The 17,419-nt window shown below is 67.3% G+C and carries 11 protein-coding genes; 2 read left to right on the top strand and 9 right to left on the bottom strand.

Features of this window, described 5'->3' with window-relative positions; all coding sequences use genetic code 11:
* Positions 1–417: 417 nt before the first annotated feature.
* The 7 genes from hemC to ACD584_RS21460 all read right to left on the bottom strand — a co-directional run bounded on the left by hemC (position 418) and on the right by ACD584_RS21460 (position 10,445).
* The gene (hemC, locus tag ACD584_RS21430; protein ID WP_076037238.1) at positions 418–1,332 is read right to left on the bottom strand and encodes a hydroxymethylbilane synthase; all 915 of its coding nucleotides are present in this window, start codon (positions 1,330–1,332) and stop codon (positions 418–420) included.
* A gap of 30 nt (positions 1,333–1,362) precedes the next feature.
* Complete coding sequence (locus ACD584_RS21435) at positions 1,363–2,103, bottom strand: LytTR family DNA-binding domain-containing protein (RefSeq protein WP_014509046.1); 741 nt, start codon at positions 2,101–2,103, stop codon at positions 1,363–1,365.
* Positions 2,104–2,133: 30 nt separating this feature from the next.
* Positions 2,134–3,189, bottom strand: coding sequence for a sensor histidine kinase (locus tag ACD584_RS21440; protein ID WP_076037239.1), 1,056 nt, complete (start codon positions 3,187–3,189; stop codon positions 2,134–2,136).
* Positions 3,190–3,192: 3 nt separating this feature from the next.
* A complete protein-coding gene (locus ACD584_RS21445) occupies positions 3,193–3,861 on the bottom strand; it encodes an alpha/beta hydrolase (RefSeq protein ID WP_175611872.1) in 669 nt (222 codons plus the stop codon).
* 132 nt (positions 3,862–3,993) lie between these two features.
* Positions 3,994–5,931, bottom strand: a complete 1,938-nt coding sequence (gene mdoH / locus ACD584_RS21450) for a glucans biosynthesis glucosyltransferase MdoH (protein WP_012437319.1) — start codon at positions 5,929–5,931, stop codon at positions 3,994–3,996.
* A 317-nt stretch (positions 5,932–6,248) separates the two neighbouring features.
* Positions 6,249–8,087: an SLC13 family permease gene (locus ACD584_RS21455; protein WP_162277053.1), complete on the bottom strand. Its 1,839-nt coding sequence runs from the start codon at positions 8,085–8,087 to the stop codon at positions 6,249–6,251.
* A 708-nt stretch (positions 8,088–8,795) separates the two neighbouring features.
* On the bottom strand, positions 8,796–10,445 hold the full coding sequence (locus ACD584_RS21460; protein ID WP_076037242.1) for a M28 family metallopeptidase: 1,650 nt from the start codon (positions 10,443–10,445) through the stop codon (positions 8,796–8,798).
* 224 nt (positions 10,446–10,669) lie between these two features.
* On the opposite strand from ACD584_RS21460, the gene ACD584_RS21465 reads away from it, so the two are divergent.
* Positions 10,670–12,898: a TonB-dependent siderophore receptor gene (locus tag ACD584_RS21465; RefSeq protein ID WP_228438127.1), complete on the top strand. Its 2,229-nt coding sequence runs from the start codon at positions 10,670–10,672 to the stop codon at positions 12,896–12,898.
* Positions 12,899–12,934: 36 nt separating this feature from the next.
* Here the strand turns inward: ACD584_RS21465 and ACD584_RS21470 are convergent, their stop codons facing one another.
* The gene (locus ACD584_RS21470) at positions 12,935–13,915 is read right to left on the bottom strand and encodes a GGDEF domain-containing protein (RefSeq protein WP_175611690.1); all 981 of its coding nucleotides are present in this window, start codon (positions 13,913–13,915) and stop codon (positions 12,935–12,937) included.
* Positions 13,916–14,153: 238 nt separating this feature from the next.
* Positions 14,154–15,641, bottom strand: coding sequence for a SulP family inorganic anion transporter (locus tag ACD584_RS21475; protein WP_040940574.1), 1,488 nt, complete (start codon positions 15,639–15,641; stop codon positions 14,154–14,156).
* A 212-nt stretch (positions 15,642–15,853) separates the two neighbouring features.
* On the opposite strand from ACD584_RS21475, the gene ACD584_RS21480 reads away from it, so the two are divergent.
* Positions 15,854–17,320, top strand: a complete 1,467-nt coding sequence (locus ACD584_RS21480; protein ID WP_076037245.1) for a cellulase family glycosylhydrolase — start codon at positions 15,854–15,856, stop codon at positions 17,318–17,320.
* Positions 17,321–17,419 lie beyond the last annotated feature (99 nt).

Consider the following 17,419-nt stretch of genomic DNA (forward strand, 5'->3'; position numbering starts at 1 on the left):
TAGACAGGGCTGCGTCTCGTCATCGGCCATGCATCAGCCATGGACCGCTAGCGTAGGAGCGGCCTTGGCCGCGAGGGCTCTGCCGATCAGGTGTTAGCGTCGGCGTTATCGGTAACGCGTTCGCGGCCAAGGCTGCTCCTACGAGATGGCTGGCGGCTTGCAGCTCCGCGGCAGCTGCGGTGGGCGCACCTCAAGCACGCCATCGGCGATGGCGTGATGTCCTAGACAAGCGTGCATCTCGCCATCGGCCATGCAGCAACAATGGACCGCTGGCGTAGAGCGGCCTTGGCCGCGAGGGCTCTGCCGATAAGTGCCAGTGCCAGTGCCAGTGCCAGTGCCAGTGCCAGTGTCAGCGTGATCGGTATCGGTATCGATAACGCGTCGCGGCCAAGGCCGCTCCTACGGTCTGGCTAGCGCTTACAGCTCCGCCAGCAGCTGTGCGGCGCCCTTTTCGAACAGGCCGTCGGCGACGCGGCGGCCGAGGTCTTCGGTGGCGTCAGGGCTGCCGTGCGCCTCGGCGTGGATCAGGCGGCCGTCGCTGGCACTGCCCACCATGCCCTGCAGGAACAGGTCCTCGCCTTCCCAGCGCGCGAAGGCGGCCACCGGCACGTGGCAACTGCCGTGCAGGGCGCGATTCATCGCGCGCTCGGCCTCCACGCAGGCACGCGTGCGGCCAGCATCCAGCACTGCCAGCAGGTCGTGGATGCGGGCTTCGTCGCCGCGGCATTCCACCGCCACCGCGCCTTGCGCCGGGGCGGGCAGCCACTCCGGTGCGTCCAGCCGCGCGGTGATGCGGGCTTCCAGGCCCAGCCGCTGCAGGCCGGCGCAGGCCAGCACGATGGCGTCGTAGCCGCCGTTGTCGAGCTTGGCCAGGCGGGTGTTGACGTTGCCGCGCAGGTCGATCAATTCCAGGTCCGGGCGCGCGGCGCGCAGTTGCGCCTGGCGGCGCAACGACGAGGTACCCACGCGTGCGCCCAGCGGCAGGGCCTGCAAGGTGGCGTAGAGGTTGGACACCAGCGCATCGGCCGGGTCGCCGCGTTCCAGGATGGCCGGCAGCACGAACGGCGCGTCCAGCTCCATCGGCACGTCCTTGAGCGAGTGCACGGCGCAATCGGCCTCGCCGCGCAGCATGGCCAGCTCCAGCTCCTTGAGGAACAGGCCCTTGCCGCCGATGGCGGCCAGCGAGCGGTCCAGCACTTCATCGCCGCGGGTGCTCATCGGCACCAGCACGACCTCCAGCCCGGGGTGGTGCTGGCGCAGCGCGGTGGCGACGTGTTCGCTCTGCCAGAGGGCAAGCGGGCTCTTACGGGTGGCGATGCGCAGCGTGGTCATGCCGCCATTATCGCGGACACGACGCCCAACTCATACCTGGCGCAGTTGTTCGCGCAGGCTGGCCACACAGCGCCGGCTCACTTCCAGGGTCTGCGGCACGTTGCGCAGCACCGCATGCACCTGGCCATCGCCGCTGCGGCGCAGTTCCACCAGCTCCTCGCGGGCGACCAGGCAATTGCGGTGGATGCGCACCAGGCGCTCGGCGAATTCGTCTTCCAGCGATTTGAGCGACTCTTCGATGAGGTCCTCGCCCCGGGCGTGGTGGACGATGACGTACTTCTCTTCCGCCTGTAGATAGCGGACGTCCTGGATCGCGATCAACCGCAGGCTGCCGCGCAGCCGCGCGCACAGGTGGGTGCGCAGCGGCGCGGCCGGCGCGAGGCTGGGGGTGCGCCCGGCCAGGTAGGTCGCCACGCGTTGCAGCGCGGCAGCAAGGCGCTCGGGGCGCACGGGTTTCATCAGGTAGTCCAGTGCGGCCGCATCGAAGGCCGACAGTGCGTGCTGGTCGTAGGCGGTGCAGAACACCACCGCGGGCGGTTGCGGGCGCTGGCGCAGCAGGCGCGCGGTTTCCAGGCCGTCGACCCCGGGCATGGCGATGTCCAGCAGCACCAGGTCCGGTTGCTGCTGCTCGCACAGCTGCAGGACCTGCTCGCCGTTCTCGGCCTCGCCCACCACCTGCACATGCAGATGCTCGCCCAGCAGCAGGCGCAGGCGCTCGCGCGCCAGTGGCTCGTCATCGGCGATCAGGACCCGCACTTGCGTGGCCGTCATGGACATCCCCCTCGCTGAAGTGATTCCCCCTCACTTCAACGGTAATGTGATCTCGCAGGCATAGTAGCCCTCCGACCAGCCGGCCGCCATCCGTGCCCCGGCACCGAATTGAAACGCCAACCGGTGCGAGATGCTGGCCTGGGCATGCCCGGCGCCCGCCACCACCAGCGGCGCCTGAGTGCCGGGCTGCGGTGCCGGATTGACGATACGGATCTGCAACTGGCTGCCGCGCTGCCGCAGCGACAGGTACAAGGTGCCGCCCTCGGGCATGCGCGACACCCCGTGCAGCACCGCGTTTTCCACCAGCGGCTGCAGCACCAGCCGCGGCATCGGCAACGCCCACGGCAGCGGTTCCTGCTTGTGCCAGCGCACCTGCAGACGATCGCCCAGGCGCAGCGATTCGATGGCCAGGTAACGCTCGGCCAGCTCGCATTCGGCGCGCAGTGTGGACACGCCCTCGCCCGCCCCCAACGCGGCGCGGAACAGGTCCGACAGGTCCAGCACTGCCTGTTCGGCCACCACCGGGTCGCGCCGCAGCAGGCTGGCGATGAGGTTCATGCTATTGAACAGGAAATGCGGGCGGATGCGCGCCTGCAGCGCATCGGCTTCGGCGCGGGCGTTGGCCTGCACCTGCGCTTCCCAGCGGTCGCTGACGTAGAAATAGCGCAGCGCCAGCGCGGTGATCAGCACCACCGTGGCCGCACTGCCGAGCGTAAAACGCCAGAACCCGACCAGCGGGCCGAGCGGGGCCTGGTCGAGCACCGCGTACAGGCCATGCACGATGCCGGCACCCAGCATGGCGACCACTGCGGCGATCGACAACGCAGCCAGCCCGCCCAGCCGGGGCGGCAGCCGCGACAACGCCGGCCGCAGTACGCACAGCAGCACGCTGACCGCCAGCGCCAGCCACAGCGCCAGGCCGCTGGCAGAGACAAAGCGCGACAGGGTGATGCTGCGCGCCGCGCCGGCGTCGGGCACCAGGGTCACCACCAGCACCACCAGTTCGGCCAGTCCCAGCATGGCGCCCAACCGTGGCAGCCGGCACAGGTCCGGCATCCAGGCAATCTGCGGCGCGGTGTGGGCCATGGCTCAGACGGCGGTGAAGCGCGCCTGCATCCAGTCGCGCAGGGCGTCGATCTCTTCCACGCAGACCTGGTGGCCCATCGGGTAGCTATGCCATTCCAGCGTGAACCCCAGTGCCTGCAGGGCCTGCGCACTCTGTTCGCCGGCGCGGTAAGGCACCACCGGGTCGGCGCTGCCATGCGCCATGAACAGTGGTTGCGCCAGCGCGCCCGGCTGCAGTTGGCTGGCGGCGGCGGCCGGATCGGGCAGATAGGTGGACATGGCGATCAACCCGGCCAACGGCACGCGACGCTGCAGGCCCACTGCCAGGGTGACCGCGCCGCCTTGCGAGAAGCCGGCCAGCAGGATGCGTTCGGGCGCAATGCCGCGCGCGTGTTCGTTGGCAATCAAGGCCTCGACCTGGGCCACCGACTCGGCGATGCCGACCTTGTCCGCGCGCTGGGCAAAGTCCATGCCGACGATGTCGTACCAGCCGCGCATGCGCACGCCGTTGTTGATGGTGATCGGGCGGATTGGCGCATGCGGGAACACGAAGCGCAGCGCCGGCCACTGCGGGCGCACCAGTTCCGGCACCATCGGCGCAAAGTCGCTGCCGTCCGCACCCAGGCCATGCAGCCAGATCACCGCCCACTGCGGGTTCGGTCCGGTCTCGCGTTCAATCACGTCCAGCATCATCCACCTTCCGGTGACAAGGCTGGGCATTATGCCTTGCGTCCCTGTGCGCTCAGCGCGCTGCGCAAGGCCGCCGGTGGCGCCGGGTGCTGCCTGCCAGCGAGCGCGGCCGCGGTAACACGCGCCGTGGGCCGCTCAGATCAGCGGCGGTTCGAGTGCGGCGGCGCGGCGCAGTTCGGACGCACGCACCAGCACCTTGGGCGGGTCGAGTTCTTCAGGGATGCAGAAGATGCCGGCGCGGCGCAGTGCCAGTCCGGTGCGGCGCAGCGAGGTCACCGCCACCACCGGGATCGACACCACCATGCCCACGATCACCGGCGCCATCCATGCCGCCAGCGACGGCGACACCAGGTAGGCCAGCGTGCCCATGAACAGGCCGAACACGCTCAGGCCGCCGTAGCTGCGGATCAGCGCCGGCCACGAGAGCTTGCCGTCGTCGCGCACCTGCGCATCCCAGCCCGAATCCTTGCCGGCCAGCACTTCGAACACGCCGCGCGATTGCAGGTACATCACCACCGGCGCCATCAAGGCCGCCAGCACGGTCTCCAGCAGGATGCTCAACGCGGCGCGGATCGCACCCCCGCAGGCGCGGCGTTCGCGCGGGTTGAGCAGCAGGGCGATATAGCCAAGCAATTTGGGCGCGAGCAACACGAACATGGTGCAGACGAAGATCCAGATCGCGTTGCCGTCGCTGCTGCCGTGCCAGTAGCGCGCCGGCGAGAACGGCAGGCCCTGCGCAAGATCGATGCCCGCGCCTGCCAGCGGAATGCCGATACCCACCAGCATCAACATGCCCCACATCGGCGCGGTGAAGTAATGCCCGATGCCGATCATCATGTGCATGCGGCTGATCCAGTGCAGGCCCTTGGCGCCGACCACCTTGGCGTGCTGCAGGTTGCCCTGGCACCAACGGCGGTCGCGGACCAGCAGGTCGGTGAGCGTGGGCGGGCCTTCTTCGTAGCTGCCCTGCAGGTACGGCACCATGTGCATGGCCCAGCCGCCGCGCCGCATCAGTGCCGCTTCGACAAAGTCATGGCTGAGCACATGGCCGCCGAAGGGCTTGCGCCCACGCAGCGACGGCAGCCCGGCGTGATCGGCAAACGCCTGGGTGCGGATGATGGCGTTGTGGCCCCAGTAATTGCTTTCCGCGCCATGCCACCAGGCCACGCCGAAGGCGATGATCGGCCCGTACACGCGGCCGCCGAACTGCTGCATCCGGGCGAACAGGGTCTGCCCGTTCACCACCGCCGGCAAGGTCTGGATCAGGCCCACGTCCGGGTTGTCTTCCATGCCGGCGACCAGGCGCACGATGGTGTCGCCGGTCATCACGCTGTCGGCGTCCAGGATCAGCATCTGCGGGTAGTTGCCGCCAAAACGGCGCACCCAGTCGGCCACGTTGCCGGCCTTGCGCGCGGCGTTGTCGGCGCGGCGGCGGTAGAAGATGCGGCCATGCCCGCCGACGCTGTCACACAGTTCGGCATACACCTGTTCTTCGGCGCGGCCGATGTGCTCGCGGGTGGTATCGCTGAGCACGAAGAAATCGAAGTGCTCCAGTTGCCCGGTTTCTGCGACCGATTCGTAGATCGCCTGCAGGCCGGCCAACAGGCGGCGCGGGTCTTCGTTGTAGGTGGGCATCAGCAACGCGGTGCGCGTGTGCAGGCTGGGCAACGGCGCATCCGGATCGATGCCGAGCTTGCGCCCGGCGCGTGCGACCACGGTGATGAAGCCGGCCACCGCGCTGGCGAAGGACATCGCAATCCAGGCGAACAGCAATACGAACAGGCCCAGCAAACAGCCTTCCAGCACGCTGAAGCCGCCGGGCCACAGCACGCTGAGCATCACCCACACCGCCACCGCGGTGGCGGTCAGCGTGCCGCCGATCAGATAGAAGCGGCGCAGGCCGATGCCCATCGGCGAGGTGCGCTGGTGGCGTACCTGCAGGCTGCCTTCGCGCAGGGATTGTTCGGGCATTGCCAGCGGCGCTTCCGGCGGCAGCGTGGGCTGGCCGGCATCGAGGCTGGAGACGGGAGGTAGATCGGTTGGTGCAGGGGAAAGGGTCACGGTGCCGTCCATCAGGGCTGCCCGTCGCGCATCTGCGGCGACATTGCGGGCTGAAACGAGATGGCCAATGGCGTGCGCGGCAACGTTGCCACGCGCACCGTGTTACGGGCGATCCCGACGGTGTGCGACCACGTCGCAGTAGAACAACTCCAATGCACAAGCTCTCCTGGCTGCGACTTCACGTCGCGGCTCATCCTAAAGAATCGTTCGTTAAAGGAACCGAAGGCCACCGTTTGCGGTCTTCGCCCCTCCCGACGAGGACCGCGCGGCAGACTACGCCGCAGCGACCGAACGCTACCCCAACAGATTGCAGCCTGGCGCGCTGGCTGTCACGGCCAGGCGAAGGGCAGCAACGGCCCGCCCAGCCACAGATAGCGCGCCATCCATGCGGAGGCAAACGCGATCAGCACCGTCAGCGGCACGCCCACGCGCAGGAAATCGGCAAACCGGTACTGGCCGGGATTGAGGATCAGCAGGTTGCCGTGGTGGCCGATCGGGGTGAGGAACGAGGCCACCGCGCCCATCGCGGTGCACACCACGAACGGAATCGGCGGCAATCCCAGCCCCTGCGCCAGGGCCAGCGCCACCGGCGTCAACAGCACCGTGGTGGCGGCATCGGACAACACCTGAGTCAGCAATGCGGCGGCGGCAAACATCAACAGCAGCAGGCTCAGCGGCGACAGGCCGTGCGCGTGCGCCAGCACATGCTCGGCCAGCCAGCGCGCGGTGCCGGTCTGATCCATCGCCATGCCGAGCGGAATCACCCCGGCGATCATCACGTAAATGCGCACGTCGATTTCGGCGTAGGCCTGTTCGATGCTCACGCAACGGGTGAGCACCATGGCCACCGCGCCGAGCAGGAAGGCGATATGCGGTGGCAGCCATTCGGCCGCGGCTGCCGCCACGGCGGCCAGCATGATGGCCATTGCTAACGGTGCGCGCCGGCGCCGGCTGCGGCGGCCGTCGAACGGCATCAGCATCAAGAAACCGCGGTGCTGGGACAGTTGCTGGAAGGTGTGCTGCCGGCCCCACAACACCAGCAGGTCGCCTTCCTGCAGCTGCAGCTCGGACAACTCGCCATGCAGCCAGCCTTCCTTGCGCCACAGCCCGACCACCACCACGCCCATGGTGTGCAGGAAATCGATACGCGACACCGAACGCCCGACGAATTCCGAATGCGGTGCCACCACCGCCTGCACCAGCTGCTCTTCGCCCAGTGCCTCGTGTGGACGCTGCGGGTCGGCGCGATCCTCGCGCGGCTGCTCGCCATACTTGGCCACCGCATGCAACGACAAACCCGGCTCATCCTTGACCGAGGCGATCTCGTCCGGCGAGGCGCGCACCAGCAGCACATCGCCGGCGCGCAGCAGGCCCTCGTTGCTGCTGCGACGCCGGCGCATGCCGTTGCGCAACCAATCCACTACCTGCAGCCGTTCGGTGAACGCAGCCTCGAACTCGGCCAACGGCCGGCCTACCCAGGGCGCGTCGGCGTCGACCAGCAGTTCGGTGTAATAGCGCTCCAGGCGCAGATAGTCCGCGCCGCCATCGTCTTCGCCCTGCCGCTTGGGCAGCAGCCAGCGCCCGGCGAGCATGTAGAGCATGCCCACGCCGACCAGCACCGCGCCGATCGGGGTGACGGCGAACAGGTCCAGCCGCCCGTGGCCGCCGCGTTCCAGCGCGGCATTGGCGAGCAGAAAGGCCGGCGCGCTGATCAGGGTCAAGGTGGTGCCCAGCGAGGCCGCCAGCGACATCGGCATCAGCAGCCGCGAGGCGGCCAGCTTCTGCTCGCGGGCCAGCCGCATCATCACCGGCAACATCATCGCGGTGATCATCAGATGGTGCGAAAACGCCGCCAGGGCTGCGGTGGCCGGCATGGTGACCGCGATGGCGCGCCACTCGCGCCCGCCGGCGGCGCGCCCGATCGCCGCGCCGATACGGTCGGTGATGCCGGTGGCCGACAAGCCAGCCGACAACACGAACACCGCCGCGACAATGATCGCCGGCTCACTGGAAAACCCGGACAAAGCCTGGGTCGGGGTGAGGATGCCGGTGAGGGTCAACGCGAGTGTCGCCAGCATCGCCACCAGGTCGACCCGCAGCTTCTCGCTGATGAACAACACCAGTGCCACCACGAGGATGACCAAAAACACGAGTTGCTGTTGTTCCATTCCACTCACCGCCTGCGATTGCGCCGACCTTACCTGAGCGCGGTGAAGGCGACATGCGCATGGTCACGTTTGGGAGCAACTGCCTGTGGGCGGGCGTGCTGCGGCAGTTGCCTCGTGTTTGCCGATGTCAGCGACTGCGCGGTGTCGATGGTGTGCTGCACGCATGCACCTTGGACAGATGTGAGTGTCGTGGGTGGGGCGTCATCCCTCACTACGTTGCGGTTGGGCTGGATAGCTGGGCGTGCAGGCCAGGTCATGCGGAGGCTGCCGAGCGGTCGCTATGAGAATGCGCACCGCAATCGACATATCATGGTGCTGTGGTTGTGCGGATGCCTTTCTCCAAGGCCTGTTGCTTGGAGCCTGCTTGTTGTTCGGAGACTGCAGAACATGCGCGTGGCAGTAGCTCACGCGCCTGGGATGCATGCACCGAATCCCGGCCGTGCAATCGGCAGCGGTGGTAGCACGCGAACTACATGCGGCGTCAGTTCTATTGCGGGAGCTGGCTTCGCCCGTGCGTCGCCATGCCACGCACGCCTGGGCCGATGCACACAGGACGGCTTCCCATTGCCGCACTGCGTGCTCCATCGCTGACGCAACCTTGCCTACCACTCCGCAACGCGCACGCGAACTCTGCGCGCTACTGCCGGCGCAGTGAGCGCCGGCAGCCTAAATCTCCACATATCGACGCAGCAGCGTCGCTACACGGCGTTACTTACGCGCGTCCGCACTGGTGTCGCGGGTGGCGCGGAATTCCGAATCGCTGCTCCAGTTCGGCCAGGTACGCGCATCGGCCAGCTGCTGGCCCAGGGCGTAGAGAATGCCCAGATCGCGTGCGGCACCGGCGAAGGTCCAGTCCGGCTTCCACTCATCGCCCTGCTGGTGATAGCGCTTGGCGGTGTAGTCGTCCGATGCCGCCTTGCCTGCGGCCACGCCGCCCACTTCCCAATCCTGGCCGGCCGCATACGACAACGCCGGCACGCCACGCTTGGCGAAAGAGAAATGATCGGAGCGGAAGAAGTAGCCCGCCTCCGGCTTGGGATCGGGCGTGTAGCGCAGCTTCCACTGCCCGGCGACGGTCTTGAGTTGATCCAGCAACTCCAGCTTGGCGGTGCCGTAGATACCGAAATCGCGCGAGGGCACGAACGGGTTCATGCCGTCCATGTTGATCACCGCCACCGTGGTCGCCAGCGGGTACAGCGGCTTGGAGGCGTAGAACTCCGAACCGAGCAGGCCTTTTTCCTCGGCGGTGACCGCCAGGAACACCACCGAGCGCTCCGGCTTCGGCCCCTTGGCGAAACCGCGCGCCAGCTCCAGCAATGCGGCCGTACCGCTGGCGTTGTCCAGCGCGCCGTTGAAGATGGTGTCGCCGCGTGCATCGGGTTTGCCCACGCCGATGTGGTCCCAGTGCGCGCTGTAGATCAGCGTCTCGTCGGGATGGGTGCTGCCTTCCAGGCGCGCGACCACGTTGTGCGAGGTGATCACATCCGACTTGACCGTGTAGCTGCCACTCAAGCGCTGCCCCTTGAGTTCCACCGGCTTGAATGCGCGGGTCTGCGCCTGCTTCTTCAAGGTGTCGAAATCCAGGCCGGCCTGCGTGAACAGACGCGCGGCCAGATCACGCTGGACCCAGCCTTCCAGCGTGGGATGCGCGGCGCGCGGGTTGTCGCGCACCACGTCGAACATGGTGTTGGTGTTGGAGCTGGCCACGGTGTCCCAGCCGTAGGAGGCCGGCGCGGTTTCATGCACCACCAGCACGCCGAGTGCGCCCTGGCGCGCGCCTTCTTCGTACTTGTAGGTCCAGCGGCCGTAGTAGGTCATGCCCTTGCCATCGAAGGCGCCCTTGCCGGTCTCGAAATCCGGGTCGTTGATCAGCACCACGGCGATCTTGCCCTTGAGGTCGACACCCTTGAAGTCGTCCCAGTCGCGCTCGGGCGCCTTGACGCCGTAGCCGACGAACACCAGCGGCGCGTTGGCGATATCGACCTTGGACGAGCCGTCCATTGCCGCGCGGATCGCGATCTCCTTGCCTTGGGTCAGGGTCTGCGGCGCGCTGCCGCCCTGAACCGTAATACGCGGCGTGCCCACGATATCGGCGCGCCGCAGCGGCACCGCCTGCGTCCACAGGCGCTTGCCATCGGCAAGATCGCCACCGGGCTGCAAGCCAGCTGCGGCAAACTGCGTGCTCAGGTAGGCAATGGTCTTTTCTTCGCCGGCAGTGGCCGGGCCGCGGCCTTCGTAGGCGTCGGAGGCCAGCTCCTTGACGTCGCGCGAGATGCGCGCGCCATCGAATGTCGGCGTTGCCGCCATCAGTGCGGTGGAGACCGCCATTGCCAGCATTCCCAGTCCAACTCGCTTCACAGCAGCACCCCGGTGTGATCAAAGACAGCCCCGGAGTGTAGGCCACCACGCAGCGACGCCACGTGCCATTGGATGGGTTGCACAGCACGTACGTACTCGACGCCCGCGCGCAACTTTAATAATATTCATTCTCACTTACGCGCTGCGCAACGTGCCTGACCCAGTGGCGGCAACGCCGTGCCTGGCGCATGCGCGTGCCCTCCCCTTCGTTGCCGAGTGTGTCCATGCCCGTTGCCCTGCTGCGCTCCGTTCGCGCCCACTCCCGCTTGTTCCTGGCGCTGCAGTGCGCCTGTGCGTTGTGTGCCACCGCCGCGCATGCACAGGACAATGCCCCCGCACCGACAGCGAACACGCTGGACCAGGTGCTGGTGACCGGCCGCACCGAGGGCTACCAGGTGCGGGGCACCAATACCGCCACCAAGTTGCCGCTGACGCTGCGCGAGACGCCGCAATCGCTAACGGTATTCACCCGCCAGCGCATCGAAGACTTCAACCTCATCACCATCGCCGAGGTGTTGCAGCAGACGCCAGGCGTCACCGTGCAGTCCTACGACAGCAACCGCACGCTGTTCGCTGCGCGCGGATTTGCAATCAACAACTTCATGTTCGATGGCGTGCCGACCAACTACACCACCGGCGCGGGCGGCAATTCGATCCTCAGCGACACCTCGATCTACGAGCGTATCGAAGTGGTGCGCGGCGCCAGTGGCCTGGTGACCGGCTCGGGTAATCCATCGGCCACCGTCAACATGGTGCGCAAGCGCCCCACCACGGAATTTCAGGCCAGTACCAGCCTCAATGTTGGCTCATGGGATTACCGCCGCGCCGAGCTGGACGTTGCCGGCCCGCTGACCTCCGGCGGGCGCGTGCGCGGCCGCGTGGTGGGCGCCTACACCGAAAAGGACAGCTGGGTGCGCTTCCAGCAGGACCGCTCGCCCAGCATGTACGGCGTGCTCGAAGCCGACCTCACCGACAGCACGCGGCTGCGCGCGGGCATCGACCACCTCGCCACGCACTCCGATGGCGGTGCGTGGAGTGCCGCGCCGCTGTTCTTCAGCGATGGCACACCGGCACGGCTGCCGCGCTCCTACAGCGCCGCAGCACGCTGGAACCGGTGGGAGCGCGAAAGCACCAATGTCTTCGCAACGCTGGAACAGCAATTTGCCGGCGGCTGGAGCGGGCGGCTTGCCTACAACCATCGCGCCACCGATACCGACAGCCTGCTGTTTGCCGGCTCCAACAGCGCCTCGTTCGCCGATGCGCGCACCGGGTTGGGATTGCGCGTGTCCGACACCTACGGCGTGTCGGAAACCCGCGAGAACGCGCTGGATCTCTACGCTTCCGGCCCGTTCCAGTGGTTGGGCCGTGCGCACGAGCTGGTGGTCGGCGCCAATCACTACGACCGCGATCTCGGCACGCTGCGCACCGCCATCACCGCGCGTCCTTACAGCCTGACCGCCTTCCCCAGCATCTTCGACTGGAATGGCGATGTGGGCCGGCCAACCACCACCAATGCCGGCATCCCCAGCAGCATCACCAACACGCAGGAAACCGGCTATTACGCGGCCGTGCGGCTCAATCCCACCGATGCGTTGAAGCTGATTGGCGGTGCGCGGTATTCCAGCTGGAACACCGCCACGGACAACTATTCGCCGGCCAATCAGTTCGCCGGACGCAGCGCCGACTACGACGCCAACGCGCTCACCCCGTATCTGGGCGCGATCTACGATCTGAGCCGGCAACTCTCGGCGTTTGTGTCGTACTCGGATGTGTTCCAGGCACAGAACCTGCGCGACCGCACCAACCAGCAACTGAATCCGGTGGTGAGTGCCAATCTCGAATACGGCTTCAAGGGCGAGTTCTTTGGCGGTGCGCTCTACGCCGCGCTCAACGGCTTCCACATGCAACAGGACAACGTGGCCGAAATCGATCCGGAAGTGGCGCCCAACAGCCTGCCCGATGGCAGCTCTGCGTATCGCGCGGTGTCGGGCGTGGAAACCTGGGGCGGCGAGTTCGAAGTCTCCGGCGCGATCACCCCGGACTGGAGCATGACCGGCGGCTACACCTACGCCTACAGCACCGACCAGCGCGGCGCGCGGGTGTTCACCACCAGCCCGATGCACCTGGCGCGCTTCAACACCACCTACCGGTTCGGCGACTGGACCCTGGGCGGCGGGATCAGCTGGCAGAGCGCGGTGTATCAGAATCAGACCATCCCCACCGGGCGCTTCACCGCGGCCGGCGTACCGATCACGCGCAGCGGGCGGGTCACCCAGGGCGGCTATCTACTGGTGGATCTGATGGGCCGCTACCGCATCAACGAGCAGCTGAGCGTGGGCGTGACGGTGACCAACCTGTTCGACAAGGTTTATTACCGCAACGTGGGCTTCTTCAATTCCGGCTACTGGGGCGAACCGCGGCGGCTATTGTTCAACCTGCGCGCGAACTTCTAAGCGTACGAGGCGCCTTGACGGTGGCGCCATGCAAACTCAGAACAGATCCACGCTGCCGGTCTGCTGGTCCACCCGCTGCATCTGCCCGCTGGCGATCAGTTCGCTGTACACCGCCGCGCGGTTGCGGCCGTGCTGCTTGGCCCAGTACAGCGCCTTGTCGGCTTCGTCCAGCATCTGGCTGACCAGCCGGCCATCGCTGAGTTCGACGATGCCGGTGCTCAAGGTCACCGTGCCCACTTGCGGGAAACTGTGCTCGGCCACCGCGCGCCGGAAGCGCTCGAACAGGCTCACTGCGGTGTCGCGGTCCACCCCGCGCAACACGATCACGAACTCCTCGCCACCGAAACGGAACAGCAGATCGTCCTGACGGAAGCAGCGCTGCATCAGCTGGGCCACCAGCAGCAGCACCTCGTCGCCATACAAATGCCCGAAGGTGTCGTTGACGCGCTTGAAATGGTCGATGTCCACGATGCCCAGCCACACCGCGTTCTCCTGCGCGCCATCCGCGTTGGCGGCGAACAGGCGCAGGATCATGTCGTCGAAGGTCTTGCGATTGCGCAGGCCCGTAAGTGCGTCGCGCTGGGCGTCGTCGAGCAGGCTGCGGTAGTTCTGGAAAAAGCGTGCAAAGCCCTGCAGCAAGAGCTGCTCGGCAGCGCCGGGGGCCTGCGTGCCGCCCACGCGCAGGCAGGTGCGGATGCCGCGCGCTTCCATCATCGGGTAGACCAGCAGCGCGCGGCCGTCGTGCTGCAGCTGCACCACCTCGCCCGGGCCGCGCACGTCCGCCAGCAGCGCGCGCGTGGCCGCGTCGTGGATCTCGGCCACCGTCAGCGACAGCCGGCCGTCCTCGCGCAACCGGGTTTCGGCCATGCTGCGGCCATCGGGGGCGATGCGCAGCAGCGACAATTCTTCGGCCGCACACACCTCGCGCACGGTGCGCAACAGGGTGAGATCGAGCAGGTCGGCGTCGCGGATGGCGGTCAGGTCGACCATCCGTTCCAGCAGCGGCGCTTCGGTCATGGTGGCGGCACCGCACGCACCGGCGCCCGCCGGGAACACCGGTGACAGGCAGGCTCAGGCCTGTGGCGGGTACGCACTGGTATCACGACAGATCACCGCAATCAGAGATGTCGGTTCATCGGCGTCTGGGGGGTGAACTTGAGTCCGCTGCCCGGCCCCGCTCAGCGCGCGGCCAGCAAGGTCAATCCCGCCGTTGCCGGCCCCTGACGCCATGCGGGTACAGGGGCTGCGGCCTGGCTCAGGGCAGCGCCGATTCCAGCGCATCCTCGCCCAGGGCGTGAGCCTGCATCAGCCGCCGGCTGGCGGCATTCAGGCCCTGCACCTGGACCTGCAAACCGTGGTGGCGCAGGCGCTGCACCACCTTGTCCAGCGCCGCTACCGCGGTGATGTCCCAGAAGTGCGCGCGGGTCACATCGATGATGACCTGCTGGCCGGGCACGTCGCGGGCATCGAAGGCGTCGATGAACACATCGGCCGAGGCGAAGAACACCTGCCCGCGCACGCTGTAGGTGCGCAGCCCGTTGGCCGCGTCGCTGGGGACGATCTGCAGCAGTCCGGACACCTTGAAGGTGAAGAACACCCCGCTCAGCAGCACGCCCACCGCCACGCCAGCGGCCAGGTTGTGGGTGGCCAGGGTCACTGCGACCGTGGCCAGCATCACCACGCTGGAGGTGCGCGGGTGGGTGATCACGGTGCGCAGCGAGCGCCAGTCGAAGGTCTCGGCCGAGACCATCACCATGATCGCCACCAACGCCACCACCGGCACCTGCGACACCCACGGCTTGAGCAGCACCATCAGGATCAGCAGGAACACGCCGGCGAACAGCGTCGACAGCCGGCCGCGGCCGCCGTATTTCACGTTGCCCACGGTCTGCCCGATCATGCCGCAGCCGGCGATGCCGCCGAACAGGCTGGCGGCCGCATTGGCCAGGCCCAGGCCGGTGCATTCGCGGTTCTTGTTGCTGGGCGTGTCGGTGAGTTCATCGACCACGCGCGCGGTCATCATCGATTCGAGCAGGCCCACCATTGCAATGGCCAGCGCCGGCAGCGCGATGATGCGCAAGGTCTCCAGCGTCAACGGCACGCCGGGCCATTGCAGGAACGGCAGCGCGGTGGGCAGCTTGCCCAGGTCGGCCACGGTCTTCAGCGGCAGGTGCAGCGCGCTGCTGGCCACCGTGAGCAACAGGATGCACAGCAGCGGCGAGGGAATGGCCGAGACACCGGGCAGCCGCAACCGCGGCAGGCCGTAGATGATGGCCAGACCCACGCCCAGCGTGACCCAGGTGGTGGGGTTGGCACCGAGCAGGTGCGGCAGCTGCGCGGCGAAGATCAGCACCGCCAGCGCGTTGACGAACCCGGTCCGCACCGAGCTGCTGACAAAGCGCATCAGCACGCCCAGGCGCAGCAGCCCGAACACGATCTGCACCAGCCCGGCGAGCAGGCCGGCGGCGAGCAGATACGGCAGCCCGTGCGTGGCCACCAGCGGCGCAGCCACCAGCGCCACCGAGCCGGCGGCTGCGGAAATCATCGCCGGCCGTCCGCCACAAAACGCGATCACGATGCCGATCACAAACGACGCGAACAAGCCAACCTGCGGGTCCACGCCTGCAACGAACGCAAAGGCGATGACTTCGGGAATCAGGGCGAACGTGGCAACGGCGCCAGCCATCAGTTCGCGCGCAGGCGAGGCGCGCCATTGCGCCAGTTCGGTGCGCAGGAAGGACATGGGGGACACTCCAGGGACAAGAACGACAGTCCTGCGGACAGCGCGCAGGGGGCACTAGTGTGCGGGAAAGCGACCGCTCCCGCAGCCGCGATGTGATCGGTGCGGCAATGGTGTTTTCTGTGGGGACGATCACGCCACCCGACGCGCGCACAGACCAAGATGCCCGCCTTACCGCGCTCGGGTGTCGAGCCCGGTTCTCTAGGGAGATCACCATGTCCATGTTCAGGACCGCAAGCACACTCGCTTTGGTCACCGCCCTCGCACTGGCCGCCGGGCCGGCCTTCAGCTATTCCATCAACAGCAGCAGGCAGATCGTCGACGACAGCGGCAAGGTCGTGCAGCTCAAGGGTGTGAACGTGTTCGGCTTCGAAACCGGCAACCACGTGATGCATGGCCTGTGGGCACGCAACTGGAAGGACATGATCGTGCAGATGCAGGGCCTGGGCTTCAACGCCGTGCGCCTGCCGTTCTGCCCGGCCACGCTGCGCAGCGACACCATGCCGACCAGCATCGACTACAGCCGCAACGCCGACCTGCAGGGCCTGACCTCGCTGCAGATCCTCGACAAGGTGATCGCCGAATTCAACGCGCGCGGCATGTATGTGCTGCTGGATCACCACACCCCCGATTGCGCCGGCATTTCCGAGCTCTGGTACACCGGCTCCTATACCGAAGCACAGTGGCTGGCCGACCTGCGCTTTGTGGCCAACCGCTACAAGAACGTGCCGTATGTACTCGGCCTGGATCTGAAGAACGAACCGCACGGCGCCGCCACCTGGGGCACCGGCAACGCCGCCACCGATTGGAACAAGGCTGCCGAGCGCGGCTCGGCCGCGGTGTTGGCGGTCGCGCCGAAATGGCTGATCGCGGTGGAAGGCATCACCGACAACCCGGTGTGCTCCACCAACGGCGGCATCTTCTGGGGCGGCAACCTGCAGCCGCTGGGCTGCACCCCGCTCAACATCCCGGCCAACCGCCTGCTGCTGGCCCCGCACGTGTACGGCCCGGACGTGTTCGTGCAGTCGTACTTCAACGACAGCAACTTCCCCAACAACATGCCGGCCATCTGGGAACGCCATTTCGGTCAGTTCGCCGGCACGCATGCGCTGTTGCTGGGCGAGTTCGGTGGCAAGTACGGCGAAGGCGACGCGCGCGACAAGACCTGGCAGGACGCGCTGGTGAAGTACCTGCGCAGCAAGGGCATCAACCAGGGCTTCTACTGGTCGTGGAATCCCAACAGCGGCGACACCGGCGGCATCCTGCGCGATGACTGGACCAGTGTGCGCCAGGACAAGATGACCCTGCTGCGCACGCTGTGGGGCACCGCCGGCGATACCACGCCGACGCCGACTCCCACACCTACGCCCACACCGACACCGACGCCTACCCCCACGCCAACGCCAACTCCGACGCCCACCCCGGGCACCAGCACCTTCAGCACCAAGGTGATCGTGGACAACAGCTGGAACGGCGGCTATTGCAACCGCGTGCAGGTGACCAACACCGGCACCGCCAGCGGCACCTGGTCGATCGCAGTGCCGGTCACCGGTACAGTCAACAACGCCTGGAACGCGACCTGGTCGCAGAGCGGCAGCACGCTCAGGGCCAGCGGCGTGGACTTCAACCGCACCCTGGCAGCCGGCGCCACCGCCGAGTTCGGCTTCTGCGCCGCCAGTTGAGTGCAGCGTGGCGGGCACGGCTCCCGTGCCCGCTACATCTGCAACATGCAGTGGACTTGTGGAGGCGCTGCGTAGCAGGTTGATGATCACCTGCAGCGC

Origin of the sequence: Xanthomonas sp. NCPPB 2922 (assembly GCF_041520885.1) — a bacterium.
Lineage (GTDB): Bacteria > Pseudomonadota > Gammaproteobacteria > Xanthomonadales > Xanthomonadaceae > Xanthomonas > Xanthomonas campestris.